This window comes from Aeromicrobium panaciterrae, assembly GCF_039537165.1.
Lineage (GTDB): Bacteria > Actinomycetota > Actinomycetes > Propionibacteriales > Nocardioidaceae > Aeromicrobium > Aeromicrobium panaciterrae.
Map to the genome: position 1 here is coordinate 78,530 of NZ_BAAAZZ010000002.1, position 14,388 is coordinate 92,917.

Annotated in this window: 13 protein-coding genes; 2 read left to right on the forward strand and 11 right to left on the reverse strand. The window is 68.2% G+C overall.

Annotation, left to right across the window (positions count from 1 at the left end):
- Nucleotides 1-28 precede the first annotated feature (28 nt).
- Nucleotides 29-544, forward strand: a complete 516-nt coding sequence (locus tag ABD683_RS00830; protein ID WP_344766475.1) for a hypothetical protein — start codon at nt 29-31, stop codon at nt 542-544.
- An 11-nt stretch (nt 545-555) separates the two neighbouring features.
- On the opposite strand, the gene ABD683_RS00835 is transcribed toward ABD683_RS00830, so the two are convergent.
- Nucleotides 556-894, reverse strand: a complete 339-nt coding sequence (locus ABD683_RS00835; RefSeq protein ID WP_344766477.1) for a hypothetical protein — start codon at nt 892-894, stop codon at nt 556-558.
- 210 nt (nt 895-1,104) lie between these two features.
- Between ABD683_RS00835 and rpsT the strand changes: the two genes are divergently transcribed.
- Nucleotides 1,105-1,365 (forward strand): 30S ribosomal protein S20, encoded by a 261-nt coding sequence (gene rpsT, locus ABD683_RS00840; RefSeq protein ID WP_344766479.1) that lies wholly within the window; start codon nt 1,105-1,107, stop codon nt 1,363-1,365.
- Between the two features lie 15 nt (nt 1,366-1,380).
- Here rpsT and ABD683_RS00845 read toward each other — a convergent pair whose 3' ends face one another.
- The 10 genes from ABD683_RS00845 to ABD683_RS00890 all read right to left on the reverse strand — a co-directional run bounded on the left by ABD683_RS00845 (nt 1,381) and on the right by ABD683_RS00890 (nt 14,367).
- Complete coding sequence (locus ABD683_RS00845) at nt 1,381-2,556, reverse strand: heparan-alpha-glucosaminide N-acetyltransferase domain-containing protein (RefSeq protein ID WP_344766481.1); 1,176 nt, start codon at nt 2,554-2,556, stop codon at nt 1,381-1,383.
- Nucleotides 2,556-3,527: a DNA polymerase III subunit delta gene (holA, locus tag ABD683_RS00850; RefSeq protein WP_344766483.1), complete on the reverse strand. Its 972-nt coding sequence runs from the start codon at nt 3,525-3,527 to the stop codon at nt 2,556-2,558. The genes ABD683_RS00845 and holA overlap by 1 nt, the downstream gene beginning before the upstream one ends.
- Before the next feature lie 9 nt (nt 3,528-3,536).
- Nucleotides 3,537-5,750 carry a ComEC/Rec2 family competence protein gene (locus ABD683_RS00855; RefSeq protein WP_344766485.1) on the reverse strand — a complete coding sequence of 738 codons (2,214 nt, stop codon included), beginning with the start codon at nt 5,748-5,750 and terminating at the stop codon, nt 3,537-3,539.
- Nucleotides 5,750-6,448: a helix-hairpin-helix domain-containing protein gene (locus ABD683_RS00860; protein ID WP_344766487.1), complete on the reverse strand. Its 699-nt coding sequence runs from the start codon at nt 6,446-6,448 to the stop codon at nt 5,750-5,752. Before ABD683_RS00860 ends, ABD683_RS00855 begins: the two co-directional genes overlap by 1 nt.
- Nucleotides 6,449-6,633: 185 nt before the next feature.
- Complete coding sequence (locus tag ABD683_RS00865; RefSeq protein WP_344766489.1) at nt 6,634-7,482, reverse strand: DegV family protein; 849 nt, start codon at nt 7,480-7,482, stop codon at nt 6,634-6,636.
- Between the two features lie 9 nt (nt 7,483-7,491).
- The gene (leuS, locus tag ABD683_RS00870) at nt 7,492-10,275 is read right to left on the reverse strand and encodes a leucine--tRNA ligase (protein WP_344766491.1); all 2,784 of its coding nucleotides are present in this window, start codon (nt 10,273-10,275) and stop codon (nt 7,492-7,494) included.
- A gap of 17 nt (nt 10,276-10,292) precedes the next feature.
- Nucleotides 10,293-10,559, reverse strand: a complete 267-nt coding sequence (locus ABD683_RS00875; protein WP_344766493.1) for a hypothetical protein — start codon at nt 10,557-10,559, stop codon at nt 10,293-10,295.
- Nucleotides 10,560-10,568: 9 nt separating this feature from the next.
- Nucleotides 10,569-12,263: a sodium:solute symporter family protein gene (locus ABD683_RS00880; RefSeq protein WP_344766495.1), complete on the reverse strand. Its 1,695-nt coding sequence runs from the start codon at nt 12,261-12,263 to the stop codon at nt 10,569-10,571.
- Between the two features lie 78 nt (nt 12,264-12,341).
- Nucleotides 12,342-13,019: a potassium channel family protein gene (locus ABD683_RS00885; protein WP_344766496.1), complete on the reverse strand. Its 678-nt coding sequence runs from the start codon at nt 13,017-13,019 to the stop codon at nt 12,342-12,344.
- Nucleotides 13,012-14,367 (reverse strand): TrkH family potassium uptake protein, encoded by a 1,356-nt coding sequence (locus ABD683_RS00890; protein ID WP_344766498.1) that lies wholly within the window; start codon nt 14,365-14,367, stop codon nt 13,012-13,014. Before ABD683_RS00890 ends, ABD683_RS00885 begins: the two co-directional genes overlap by 8 nt.
- Nucleotides 14,368-14,388 lie beyond the last annotated feature (21 nt).

Here is a 14,388-nt window from a genome sequence, read left to right on the forward strand (position 1 = left end):
CCTCATCACCCACCACGAAGGAAATGACATGACCGAATCCCCCACTCCCGATCCCACCCTCGACGCCGCGCTGCAGCGGGCCCGACCGTCAGGACCCGAAGGACGGAGCCCGGCCAAGGCCACACTGGTGCTCGGCGGGGCCGTGCTCACGGCGGCCGGCTTCCTCGGCGGCTACCTCGTCAACGGCGGCGATGACGCATCCGCGGCCGGCCCCCGGTTCGACGGCTCCGGTCCCACCCGCGTGGAGGGCGGACCCGGCGGCGTCAACGTCGATCCGGGCAACATCACGTTCGGCACCGTGGTCTCGGTCGATGGCACCACCGTCACCGTCAAGACCCAGGACGGCAAGACGGTCAAGGTCGAGACCAGCTCCGACACCGACATCACGGTGACCGACAAGGGCACGGTCGACGACCTCGCGAAGGGCGACAGCGTGGTCGTGAACGGGGAGACGGACGGTGACACGGTCGATGCCGAGTCGATCACGGAAGGCGGGATGCGTATCGGTCGCGGCGACGAAGGTCCGAAGACCAGTGGGAAGTGACGGCGGTCAGGTCACCAGAGGTAGGCCAACGCGACGTTGACCAGGACCAACGCGGCGATCACGTGCGCGACCGGGTTGGGCGCCGGCTTCTTGCGCGTCGAGTGCGCGAGACCCACGGCGACCAGGGCGATCACGAGCTTGACGCCCACCTTGGCGTTGTTGGGGTCGGCCACGTCGTCGCTCATCGAGGCGATGGCAGTGAGCGTCAGGCCAAGCACGAACGCCGCCGTGAGGCCCTGCGCCATCCACTGGTTGACCTTCGGTCCGCTGATGTCCTTGAGGTAGCCGAGGAGCACCACCACCCAGCTCGCCACATGGATCCACACGAGAACGTCATAGAGCGTCTGCATGCGAGCAGGATAGTGGTTGCGTGGGGCAGCGTGGCGCCCCCGGTGCGGCGCGCTCCCACGTCGTCGGCGCGCCTCGCTGTTTGGCCATTGGCGGCCTCAGCTTCGGCGATTTGGGCTGACCGCGGCTGCGCTGATAGAGTTGGTGGTCGCGTGCTTTGGCACGTCACCCACACTTTTCACACGATCCTTCAAGAGAAACAGGTTTGCCCCGTGGCGAATATCAAGTCGCAGATCAAGCGCAACCGGCAGAACGAGCTGGCTCGCGAGCGCAACAAGTCGGTTCGCTCCGCCCTCAAGACCTCGATCCGTCGTTTCACCGAGGCCGTCGAGGCCGGCAACACCGACGACGCCAAGCGTCTCGCGGGTGAGGCCACCAAGAAGCTCGACAAGGCAGCCTCCAAGAAGGTCATCCACAAGAACCAGGCAGCCAACCGCAAGTCGGCCATTGCCAAGAAGGCCGCGTCGCTCTGACCTACGGTCCCTGGATCAAGCGCCCTTCGGGGCGCTTTTTTCATTTCTGCCCAGGTAACTGCTGACCCAGGGCCAGGCGGAGACCGAGACCAGGCGAACGAGCCACTCGAGAGGTCCCTTGCCGATCGTCAGGCTCCAGATCGTCGCGGCGGCACCCAGCGCCACGACCTGCACCAGCCAGTCGCCGTAGTCGTGCGGCTGGAAGACACCCGGGTGCGCATCCTCGTAATCGACTCGCGCCCGCCACGACCACAGCACGTGGACCGTGTAGAGCGTCAACGTCATGGCGCCTGCCGCCCGCACGGGCATCAGGGCGATCCGCGACCACGGCATACGCACGAGCAGCGCGCACAGGCCGATCACAAGGGCGGCGGATCCGATCGTGCTGAGCATGCCGAGGGGACGTGACGTGTGCTGGCCGACGAGCCACAGCTCGTCCCATGACGGGCGCTGACTCGGATAGGACGGCCCCGCGAACAGGATGCGCCACCCGCCCTCGAGCCGGTCGTCGAACACGCCCCGGTTGATCGCGACCAGGCCTGCGGCAAGCGTCAGGGCAACCAATGCCGCCCCGGCCGTCACGAGCCGCCAGGCCACGACGATGCGGTGAAGATCCAGCCGCCCGATCGCCATGCCGACCAGGACGTACGCGATCCACACGCCGACCGGATAGATGCCCCAGACGACGACCTCCATGAAGAGCTCCCCCGGGTGTTGCAGGTCGGACCACTCGGTCTGCAGCGCGTGGACGGTCTCGTGCTGTCGCTGGGCCCAGAGCAGGCCGATCGGGGCGACGACGGCCCACACCGCACCGAGCCCGAACAGCGACGCGGTCGACAAGCGCCGGAACGGCAGGACGATCACGATCATCACGCCGTAGTAGGCGAGGATGATGTAGACCGGAACCCGGTCGAGTGACCCCAGGGCCAGCCCCAGCAGCACCAGGAGGACGGCCCGGATCCACGTGGCACGCACCGATCCGGCTCCGCCTCGATCGCGTCGTTGGACGATCGTCAGGGCGACTCCGGCCAGCATCGCGAACAGCGGTGCTGCTCGGCCGCCGGCGAGCATGTCACCGACCGGCGGGTTGTCACCAGTCCAGCGTGGGCCGATGTGGGTGAACATCATCCCGATCAGCGCGAATCCGCGGGCGAGGTCGACCGCCTCGATGCGACCGCCGGTGCGTGGCATCAGCGGCGCCGTTGGGCGGCGACCTTGAGCACCATCCGCTCAACGGCGTAGGCGGGATCGGCAGCGCCACCCTTGACGTCGAGATCGGCCTGGGCGACGGCGTCGAGAGCCTCGGCCAGCCCGTCGGGATCCCACGACCTCAGCTGCTGCCGCATGGCACGGAGCTTGAACGGGGGTGCCCCGACACGAGCCGCGAGCTCGTTGTCGCGCAGGCCGGCGGGCGCACTGGCCAGCTTGGCGAGTGATCGCAGCCCGCTGGCGAGGGCGCTGGTGATGAGGACGGGGGCCACCTTGGCGGCCTCGGCCCAGCGAGCCTGCTCCAGCGCGACGTTGATGCGGCCCTCGATCGCGGCGTCGGCGATCTCGTAGCCGCGTACGTCAGCACGCCCCCCGAAGTAGCGGCGAACGGTGCTCGCACCGATCTCGGTGCCCTTGTCGATGCTGGCGACCAGCTGGTCGGCGGCGCCGGCGAGGGCCCGCAGGTCCTGCCCGACCGAGGCGACGAGAAGGGCCGCAGCCTCCTGGTCGATGCGAACGCCGAGATCGCGGAACTCGTTGTGCACCCATTGTGCGTAGTCGCGCTCGTACTTGGGCGCCTCGAGCTTGACCTCGCTGACTGAGGCCTGCTTGCGGAGCTTGTCGAGGAGTCCCTTGCCCTTGGCGCCACCACTGTGCACCAGCACGAGGGCGATCTCGGGCGACGGGCCCTCGGCGTACGCCAGCAGCTCGGCCTGGGCGGCATCGCCGAGCTCCTGGAGGTCGGTGATGACGAGCAGGGTGTTGTCGCTGAAGAGCGAGGCACTCGTCAGCCCGGCCAGCTCACCGGCCTGGAGTCCGCTGGCGCTCGCCTCAGACAGCTCGCAGTCGGGGTGCTCGGACGTCACCGCGGCGACGGCGCGCCTCCTGGTGCGCTCGGCGAGGAACTCGGCGTTGCCGGAGATGAGGAGGATCTTGCCGAATGCCGAAGCCACGTGGACACACTAGTCACTTGTGGCCACAAGAAGGTGCCCGTCGCGGAGCACCACGGCGATGTCACCGTCGGTGTCGGTGCGCCACCACTGCGCACCCCTCGCTCGCAGCATCGACAGCGCGGACGCCGCCGGATGTCCGTAGTCGTTGTCGACGCCCGCGCTGACCGTGACGATGCGGGCACCGACGGCATCGAGGAACGCCTCAGACTGATGGGCGCTGCCGTGGTGCGGCATCTTCATGACGTCCGCGGCGACGTCGGGGTGCTGCAGCAGCAAACGGGTCTGCGCCTCAGGCTCGATGTCGCCGGTCAGCAGGATGCGGGCTCCCTTGATGCGTACGGCCAGCACGATGCTGGCGTTGTTGGCCACCGAGCCGTCGGTGGCGGGCCGAGGCGGTGAGGCCGGCGGCCACAGCACCTCCGCCGACACTTCGCCGAGCGTAAACGACTCCCCCGGCACGGCGACGTGCGGCGCAGGACCCGGGCCTCCCGTCGGTCCGACCGCGACCTGATCGACCCTTCGTCCTCGGGCGACGCCGGGCCAGCCGTCGATGTGGTCGGCGTGTCCGTGCGTGAAGACCATGAGACGCACGCGGTGGACATCCAGCCGGTCGAGGCACCGATCGACCGCCGCCGGCTCGGGGCCGGCGTCGACCACCACCGCCGTGCCGTCACCCACGTTGAGCACGGTGGCGTCGCCCTGGCCGACGTCGCAGGCGACCATGAGCCACGACTCTGGAGGCCAGCCCGGATGGGGTGGCCTCCACATCGCGGCCATCAGGCCCAGCCCGAGCCCGGCGAACAGCACGGGCCGCGCCGAGATGCGCACCAGGGCCCACGCGATGAGCGGTGTCAGGACGACGAGCAGCTGCCAGGGTGCCCGCCACCCGAGCGATGCCGCCTCGAGGGACGCCGCTCGGTGACCGACCGCCAGGATCCAGCTCGCGCAGGCTCCGGCGACCCACCCGATCAGCTGGCCAACAGGCTCGACGACGAGCGTGACCAGCCCACCCAGCAGTCCCGCAACCGTCGCCGGCGCCACCGCTGGTCCGGCCAGGAGGTTGGCGACCACTGCCACGAGCGAGACCTGGCCTGAGATGGCAGCGATAGCGGGTGTGCAGGCAAGCTGGGCAGCAAGCGGCACCGCGATGGCCAGGGCACACCAGCGCGGCATCCATCGCAGCAGCGGCCGGACGAGCATCGGCGCGAGCAGCAGGATGCCCGCGGTGGCGCACACCGACAGCACGAAACCCGCCGACCGCGAGAGCCAGGGGTCGATGAACAGCAGCGCGATGATCGCCCACGCCAGCGCTCGTACGCCTCCGCGCTGGCCGTAACCGAGTGCAGCCACGCCAACCGCCCCCATCGCAGCGGCACGGACGACGCTCGGGTCGGGTCGCGCCAGCACCACGAACCCGACGATCGAGAACGCTCCGAGGATCCAGAGCCCACGCCGCCGCACGCCTGTGGCGCGACCGATCACGAGCACCACTGCGAGCACGATCGTGAGGTTGGTGCCCGACACCGCCATCAGGTGGGTCAGGCCCGACCGGCGGAAGTCCTCCTCGACCGCGTCGCTGATGCGGCTGTCATCACCGTCGACCAGCGCAGGGACGAGGGCACGCGGTTCGGTGGGGGTGTGCTCGACCGACGTACGTACGCCTTCGCGCACGGTCTCAGACACCTCCCACCACCACCCCGCCCGATGTGTCGGGCCACGACGAACGACATCGATCAGTGCGACCTCGTCGGTCGCGTCCGACGGTGCGAGCCGGCCGAGGACCGTCAGCCGTCGGCCCACTACGAGGTCGTCGGCACGCCCGTCGACAAATGCGGTGGCCCGGCCGCGGGTTCGCAGGTCGACGTCGCGGGTGACGACACGGCGTACGAGAACCTCGACCACCACGGATTGCTGGCCGTGCTGCTGGAACGACGAGGCGTCTCGGCGCACCTCGAGCTCGAGCGTCGCGAGCCGGTGGTGGTCGGCAAGTGTCGTCACCGGCGAGCTCTGGATCGCGGCCAGTCGCCATGCACACGAGGCCGCCACGGCCGCGAGCGCGATCATGCCGACGGCGATCGCGGTGCGTCGCAGCCCGACCGCCAGACCGCTGAGGAGCACGGCGACCAGCGTGACGACCAGGGCCGTACGTGCACCGCACAGGACCAGTCCAGCGGCCGCCAGCCAGCAGGACACGGCCGCGGGGACCATCCGCAGGTCGTGCATCACACCGTGACGAGATCGCGCAGCTCCGCCAAGGTCGCCTCGCCGATGCCCTTGACGTCGAGGAGGTCATCGACCGACGAGAACCGCCCGTTCTCATCGCGCCAGCTCAGGATCGACTGGGCGGTGACGGGCCCGACCCCGGGCAAGGTGTCGAGCTGCTCGACGGTCGCGGTGTTGAGGTTGACCTTGGACGTGCCGGTGCCTGATGCCCCCGCGCCCGGGACTGCCGCCGGCTCGAGGCCGACGAGCAGCTGTTCGCCGTCGGTGAGGACACGCGCCATGTTGAGCCCTGTCGTGTCGACCTTGCCCTTCACTCCCCCGGCCGCCTTGATCGCCTCGTAGACCCGCGAGCCCTTGGGCAGGGTCACGATGCCGGGCTTGGCGACCTTGCCGACGACATCGATGACCAAGTCTTCGGCAGGCGCCTTTGCCGTTGCCGAGCTTGTCGCGAAGGCGAGCGGTGCGTCCGGATCGGTCGTCTGCGGGCGCGACGACAGCAACCACCACACGAGCAGCACCGAGGCTGCGATCGCCAGCGTGGCCACGACCTTGACGTGCGGGACCTCGAGACGCCGGCGCGGAGTCTCGACGTCCGGTGGGTCGTCGGCTGGTGGCAGCTCGGCGTCGAACGATGCCGCCAGCTGCGCGAGTCGACGCCGGGCGATCTCGGCTCGCGTCTCTTCCCGCTCGACTCTCACATGATGACGCTAGGTCGGTGCATCGCGCCTTCGGCGCGTGGAAAGAGCGGCTGTGGAGGAGGGCGCCTGGTCCAGCGGGCGTGGAAAACCCCTTCCTGCGTGGAGCGGTGACCTGGCGTCCAGAACCCCGGACGGAGTGGACGCCAACTCACCGCCCTACCAGGGAGTGGACGCTAGGTCACCGCTCAGCAGCGCGGAGTGACGGTCACGGAGATCATTCCGGGACCGACGTGGGCACCGATCGACGCGCCGACCTCGTCGACGCCGATCGTGTCGAGCTCGAGCGCGACCGCCAGGCGGTCGGCGACGGCATGGGCGACCGCGGGGTTGGCGAGGTGCTGCACGCCGATCTGGAAGCCGTTGTCGCACGCCTGAGCGCCCTCGACCGCCAGCGCCTCGACCCGCGCCAGCGCCTTCGCCGCGGTACGCACGCGTTCGAGCGGCACGACGACGCCGTCCTTGATCGTGAGGATCGGCTTGACGGCGAGCGCGGAGCCGATCAGCGCTGCGGCGGGACCGACCCGACCACCGCGCTTGAGGTATTCGAGGGTGTCGACGTACAACAGGATCGTCGACGACTCCCCCGCACTGCGGGCTGCATCGGCGATCTCGGCCGCACCCTTGCCGGCATCACGGGCCTCCGCGGCCCTGCCAGCGGCGAATCCGGTGGCAATGCCGACCTGCGCCGAGTCGACCACCGTGACGGGCACGGGTGACTCCTTGGCCGCGAGCAGCGCCGAGTCGTACGTGCCCGACATCTTCGAGCTCAGGTGCACCGAGACGATCGCCTCGGCCCCCTCGTCGGCCAGGTCGTTGTAGACCCGCAGGAAGTCGTCGGGCGTCGGGCGGGACGTGCTGACGGGTACGAACGCGGCCAGCGCCTCGGCGATCATGTCGGCCGTGACGTCGACGCCCTCGGTGTGCACCGCCGCGCCGATGATGACCTGCAACGGCACGACCGTGATGCCTTCGCGTGCGGCGTCCGTGGGATCGAGCGAGGCCGTCGAGTCGGTGACGATCGCAACGTTGGACATGCCGCGACTCTAGACGACGATCGAGACCAGCTTCGGCGCCCTGACGATCACCTTGCGCACCTCACGACCGTCAATCGACTTCACGACGTTGGGCTCGGCCAGGGCCAACGCCTGCAGCTCCTCGTCGCTGATGTCGGGGCTCACCTCGAGCTTGCCGCGCACCTTGCCCAGCACCTGGACGACGCAGGTGACGGACTGCTCGACCAGGTGAGCCGGGTCCGCGACCGGGTAGGGGGCGCGGGCCAGCGACTCGGCGTGACCGAGCTTGGCCCACAGCTCCTCGGCGACATGTGGTGCCAGCGGCGCCGTCATCAGGACCAGCGGCTCGAGCGCGTCACGGCTACGTACGCCGGCCTTGGTCAGGTGGTTGGTCAGCTCGATCAGCTTGGCGATGGCGGTGTTGAACCGCATCTCGTCCATGTCGGCACGGACGCCCTCGATCGTCCTGTGCAGGACATGGAGCGTCTCGGCATCCAGCGCGTCGTCCGAGGCCAGCGACTCGCCGCTGTCCTCGTCGACCAGCAGGCGCCACACACGCTGCAGGAATCGCTGCGCACCGACGACGGCACGCGTCTCCCACGGGCGGGACACGTCGAGCGGCCCCATCGACATCTCGTAGACCCGGAACGTGTCGGCACCGTAGGCGTCGTACATCTCGTCGGGCGTGACGATGTTCTTGAGGCTCTTGCCCATCTTGCCGTACTCGCGACTGACGGGCTTGCCGTCGTACGTGTAGGTCGTGTCGGAACCATCGACGTGCTCGATGACGTCCTCGGCGGGCACGTAGACACCGCGCGAGTCGGTGTAGGCATAGGCCTGGATGTAGCCCTGGTTGAACAGGCGGCGGAACGGCTCCTCGCTCGACAGGTGCCCCAGGTCGAACAGCACCTTGTGCCAGAAGCGGGCGTAGAGCAGGTGCAGCACGGCATGCTCGACGCCGCCGATGTAGAGGTCGACTCCGCCGGTGTCGCCCGCCTGGCGCGGGCCGAGCCAGTAGGCCTCGTTGGCGGGATCGACCATGGCCTCGGTGTTGTGCGGGTCGGCGTAGCGCAGCTCATACCAGGACGATCCGGCCCAGTTGGGCATCGTGTTGGTCTCGCGGCGGTACTTCTTGAGGCCGTCGCCCAGGTCGAGCTCGACGTTGACCCAGTCAGGCACGCGGGCCAGCGGAGGTTCGGGCTCGCTCTCGGCGTCGTCGGGCTCGAACGTCTTGGGGAGGTAGTCGGGCACCTCGGGCAGCTGCACCGGCAGCATCGAGTCAGGCAACGCGATCGGCGACCCGTCCTCGTCGAAGACGATCGGGAACGGCTCGCCCCAGTAGCGCTGGCGGCTGAACAGCCAGTCACGCAACCGGTACGTGGTGGTGCCGTGTCCGGCCCCGTGCTGCTCCAGCCAGGCGATCACGGCAGCCTTGGCCTCGGCGATGCCCAGTCCGTTGATGTCGAGATCGCCGTGCGAGGAGTTGATCGCCGGCCCTTCACCCTTGTAGGCGTCTCCGTCGAAGCCGTCGGACGGCTGGACCGTACGGATGATCGGCAGGTCGAACTTCTCGGCGAACTCCCAGTCGCGGTCGTCCTGCCCCGGCACCGCCATGATCGCGCCCGTGCCGTAGCCCGTGAGGACATAGTCGGCGATGAACACCGGGATCGACTCGCCGTTGACCGGGTTGACCGCGTAGGAGCCGGTGAAGACGCCGGTCTTGTCCCTGTTTTCCTGGCGCTCGACATCGCTCTTGGAGGCGGCAGCAGCACGGTAGCCGGCGATCGCCTCGGCGGGCGTCGCCGCTCCACCGGTCCACGACGGTGTGACGCCCTCGGGCCAGGCGTCGGCCGTCAGGGACGCCACGAGCTCGTGCTCGGGGGCCAGCACGACGTACGTGGCACCGAACAGCGTGTCGGGACGCGTCGTGAACACGTCGATCCGCGAGCCGGAGCCCGCGACCGCAAAGCTGACCTCGGCGCCGTGCGAACGGCCGATCCAGTTGCGCTGCATCAGCTTGACCGACTCGGGCCAGTCCATCCGGTCGAGGTCGTCGATCAGGCGGTCGGCATAGGCCGTGATGCGCATCTTCCACTGGCGCAGGTTGCGCGGGAACACCGGGAAGTTGCCCCGCTCGCTGCGTCCCTCGGGCGTGACCTCCTCGTTGGAGAGGACGGTGCCGAGTGCCGGGCACCAGTTGACGGGCGACTCGTCGATGTAGGCCAGCCGATGCTGGTCGATGACGTGGGGGTCGCTGGTGCCGAGCTTCTCGATCAGCTCGCTGATCGGACGTGCCCTGCCGGCCTCGACGTCGTACCAGGACTCGAAGATCTGGATGAAGATCCACTGCGTCCAGCGCATGAACTCGGGGTCGATCGTCGCGAACGAACGCCGCGGGTCGTGGGCCAGGCCGAGGCGGCGCAGCTGGCGGCGCATGTTGACCATGTTGGCCTCGGTGTTGGTGCGCGGGTGCTCGCCGGTCTGCACCGCGTGGATCTCGGCGGGCAGGCCGAACGCGTCATAGCCGAGCGCATGCAGCACGTTGTCGCCCTGCATGCGGCGGTAGCGGCCGATCACGTCCGTCGCGATGTAGCCGAGCGGATGTCCGACGTGGAGCCCCGCCCCGGAGGGGTAGGGGAACATGTCCATGATGAAGAACTTCTCGCCGGTGACATCACCCGCGAGATCGCCCGTGGGGTTGGGGGCCTCGAACGTGCCCTCGGCCTCCCAGCGGTCCTGCCAGCGACGCTCGATGTCGCCTGCGAGGTCGCTGGAGTAGCGGTAGGCGGACGGGCTCGGTTCGGGCGTGCTCACTGCCCGAATGTTACCGGTCAGGCGGGCGGTGCCGTGGAGGCGGCATCAGGCGGTACGACGAGGGGTCGCCAGCGTGCCCATGCGGCGAACAGCAGGCCGACCACGAGCATGCCGATACCGGCCCAGAGGTTGATGTTGAACCCGTCGCCGCGGGCCAGCTCCTCGTCCGTCGCGTTGAAGATGCCGAGCAACGTCAGGATCAGTCCGTAGACGGTCAGCAGTCCTCCGATGATGAATCGCAGGTCGAACAAGCCCGCTACTGCCGCCTTCTTCTCGTGAGCCATGTGCGTCTCCTAGAGGAACAACAGGTTGAGGACGATGACCATCACCAGCGCGATGCCGGCGAGCTTGGTCGGTGACTGGTACCACGAGGTGTCACCCTCGTCGGGGTCGATTCGCTGATCCTTGGGCGTCAGCGAGTAGACGAGACCCTTGAGGTCTGCCTCGGCCTTGGGTCTCGTACGCAGCGACACCAGGACGCTGACGACGATGTCGACGACGAACGCCGCGCCCGCGGCGACGAAGCTCGCTCCCTGCCCCGATATGCCGAGGACCCCGGTGCTGGCTGAACCGAACGAGTCCTCGCTGAGGAACGCGACCGCCACGGCGGCGAGCGTTCCGGAGATCAGGCCGACCCAACCGGCGGTGGCCGTCATGCGCTTCCAGAACATGCCGAGGATGAACGTGGCGAACAGCGGAGCGTTGAAGAAGCCGAACAGCGTCTGCAGGTAGTCCATCAGGTTGGAGTAGTTGGACGCGATCGCGGCGGTGCCGATCGCCAGCAGCGTCGCCGCGACGGTCGCCAGGCGGCCGATGCGCGTGTAGTAGCCGTCCTCGCGGTCCTTGACGACGTACTGCTGCCACAGGTCGTACGAGAACACCGTGTTGAACGCCGAGATGTTGGCGGCCATGCCTGCCATGAAAGCAGCGAGCAGACCGGCGATCGCGACGCCGAGCATGCCGTTGGGCAGCAGGTCTCTCATCAGCAGCAGGAGTGCGTCGTTGTACTTCACGTCTCCCCCGCCCTGACCCGACTTGAGGTCGGCGATCTCGGGGATGATGATCGCCGCGATGATGCCGGGCACGATCACGATGAACGGGACGAACATCTTGGGGAAGGCGCCGATGATCGGCGTACGACGCGCGGCCGACACCGACTTGGAGGCCATGGCGCGCTGTACCTCGACGAAGTTGGTCGTCCAGTAGCCGAAAGAGAGCACGAAGCCGAGTCCGAACACGATGCCGATGACCGAGAGCACGGGGTTGTCGATGCCGGTCAGGTCCGTGGCGGGCCAGGACGAGAGCTGCTCCTGGTTGGGCTGGACCTTGTCCTTGATGCCTTCCCAACCGCCGACCTTGTGGAGCGCGATCAGGGTCAACGGGAGCAGGGCAGCCACGATGACGAAGAACTGCAGGACCTCGTTGTAGATCGCCGCCGACAGTCCACCGAGTGCCGTGTAGGACAGCACGATCGCCGCCGCGACGACCAGCGAGACCCACAACGGCCATCCCAGCAGACGGTTGACGATCGTGGCGAGCAGGTAGAGGTTGATGCCGGCGATCAGCAGCTGCGCCACGGCAAAGCTGATGGCGTTGACCAGGTGCGCGCCCGTACCGAAGCGTTTGCGCATGAACTCGGGCACGCTGCGCACGCCGGAGCCGTAGTAGAACGGCATCATCACGACGCCGAGGAACAGCATCGCGGGAATGGCACCGACCCAGAAGTAGTGGACCGTGGCGATGCCGTACTGCGCGCCGTTGGCAGACATGCCCATGATCTCGACGGCACCGAGGTTGGCCGAGATGAAGGCCAGGCCCGTCACCCACGCGGGCAACGAACGGCCCGAGAGGAAGAAGTCGAGGCTGGTCGAGATCTGCCGTCTCGCCATGACCCCGATGCCGAGCACGACACCGAAGTACAGCGCGATGATCGTGTAGTCGAAGACGTCGGCGTCGAGCCTGAAGGTGCCGTCAGCTGCAGGAAGCACGTCCCACTCCGTTCACCGGCCACCCCCCTGGCGACCCGTTTCGGAGGCTACTCCCGGTTGTCGGGACCCGCACCCTGGTCAGTGCATCGCGCAGAAGGCCTCGACCTTGGCGGTCGGACCCGAGACGACCAGCTCGTCGCCGGGCGAGATGTAGGTGTCGGCCTGACCGTACGAGAAGTCGTGGCTCCCGTGCGCCTTGACCGCGACGATCGTGACCCCGAACTCGGCGCGAAGTGCGGCGTCCTTGAGCGTCTTGTCCTGCGCCCGCTCGGGTGCGCGCGTACGGGCGATCGCGAAGCCCTCGTCAAACTCGATGAAGTCGGTCATGGTGCCGGTGACCATGTGTGCCACCCGCTTGCCCATCTGCGACTCGGGGCGGATGACGTGCGTGGCACCGACCCGTTCGAGGATCGCGGCGTGCTTGCCGCTGATCGCCTTGGCCCAGACCTCCTTGACCCCCAGGTCGAGCAGGCCCAGCACCGTGAGCACGCTGGCCTCGATGTCGGTGCCGATGCCGACGACGGCGACCTCGAACTGCTCGGCGCCGATCTGCCGGAGCGCCTCGGTGTCGGTCGTGTCGGCCGTGACGACGTGGGTGAAGTCGCTGGCGTACTTCTGCACGATGTCGGGCTGCTCGTCGACCGCGAGCACCTCGTGACCGAGCGCGACGAGGGAGCGGGCGACGGCGTAGCCGAATCGACCAAGCCCCAGCACGATGACCGGGGTGGTCGGAGAGGTCTTGCGATCTCTAGCCAATGATCGGTTGCTCCTCAGGAAGGTGATAACGCGGAATCCTACGCCGGAGCACCAGGGCGCCCGCCGCGGCAATCGTGCCGACACGCCCCAGGAACATCAGCACGATGATCACGAGCTGGGCGTCGGCCGGCAGCCGGGGTGTGAGGCCCGTGCTGAGGCCGACCGTGGCGAACGCCGACGTGCACTCGAAGAGCACCTCGTCGAACTCGAAGTCGGTCATCAGCATGACGAGGAACGTCGTCACGGTCACCAGCATCACCGCGAGCAGGGCGATCGTGATCGCGGTGCGCACGACGCGGGGTCCGATCGAGCGGGTGCCGACCGTGATGTCGGGATCGCCGCGCAGCTCGGCCCAGATGACGTAGGCCAGCAACAGGAACGTGGTGATCTTGATGCCGCCGGCGGTGGACGCACTGCCTCCACCGATGAACATCAAGATGACGCCGATGTTGAGCGTCTCGGGTCGTACGGCTCCCCAGTCGAAGCTGTTGAGGCCTCCGGATCTGGGCATGATGCCGCCCTCGATGCCGGTCACGAGCTTGTGCCCGAAGGCCGAGCCGCCCAGGGTGTCGGGGTTGTTCCACTCCAACAGCAGGAAGGCGGCCGCGCCGATCAGCAGCAGCCCGAACGAGCCCCACACGGTCAGCCGGGTGTGGATCGTCCACCGCGCGGGCGTACGCCATTCCTGGAACAGCTCGGCGAGCACGGGGAAGCCGATCGCGCCGACGAACACCGCGATCGAGATCGGGATGATGATCAGCCCGTCTCCGGCATAGCCCGTCAGGCTGTCGCGGTTGAGCGAGAAACCGGCGTTGTTGAACGCCATGATGGCGTCGAACACGCCGTGCCAGATCGCCGTCGGCAGGTCGCTGAAGTAGGCGCCGCGATAGCGGATCGTCAGCACCACCGCAGTGATCGTCTGGAAGAACAGCATCGTGATCGCGACACGACGAAACAGTGGACGCACCTCGCCGATGTTGACGACGTGCATGTCGGCCTGGGCGACCAGTCGCGTACGCAGCCCGAGGCGCCCGCCGATGAACAGACCGAGCACCGTGGCGAGGGCGATGATGCCGAGGCCGCCGATCTCGACCAGCGCCAGGATGATGCCCTGACCCGTCGGCGACCAGTAGGACGATGTGTCGACGGTGGCGAGGCCCGTGACCGTGACGGCCGACGCCGAGGTGAACAGCGCCGCCATGAAGCTCGGCGATCCTTCACCGGCGCGTGCCACCGGGAGGAGAAGCAACAGCGTGCCCACGACGATCAACGCGGCGAACGTCAGCGGCAGCAGACGCACGGGATGGGAGATCGAGGCCGGGATCTTCAGCCTCAGCGGGCGGAGCACGGCACGACGTTACCGCAGGGG

Excerpts from the sequence above, each read along its gene's own strand:
- ABD683_RS00830 (WP_344766475.1), top strand. The coding sequence starts at position 29 with ATGACCGAATCCCCCACTCCCGATCCCACCCTCGACGCCGCGCTGCAG.
- ABD683_RS00835 (WP_344766477.1), bottom strand. The coding sequence starts at position 894 with ATGCAGACGCTCTATGACGTTCTCGTGTGGATCCATGTGGCGAGCTGG.
- ABD683_RS00845 (WP_344766481.1), bottom strand. The coding sequence starts at position 2,556 with ATGCCACGCACCGGCGGTCGCATCGAGGCGGTCGACCTCGCCCGCGGA.
- ABD683_RS00855 (WP_344766485.1), bottom strand. The coding sequence starts at position 5,750 with ATGCACGACCTGCGGATGGTCCCCGCGGCCGTGTCCTGCTGGCTGGCG.
- ABD683_RS00865 (WP_344766489.1), bottom strand. The coding sequence starts at position 7,482 with ATGTCCAACGTTGCGATCGTCACCGACTCGACGGCCTCGCTCGATCCC.
- ABD683_RS00875 (WP_344766493.1), bottom strand. The coding sequence starts at position 10,559 with ATGGCTCACGAGAAGAAGGCGGCAGTAGCGGGCTTGTTCGACCTGCGA.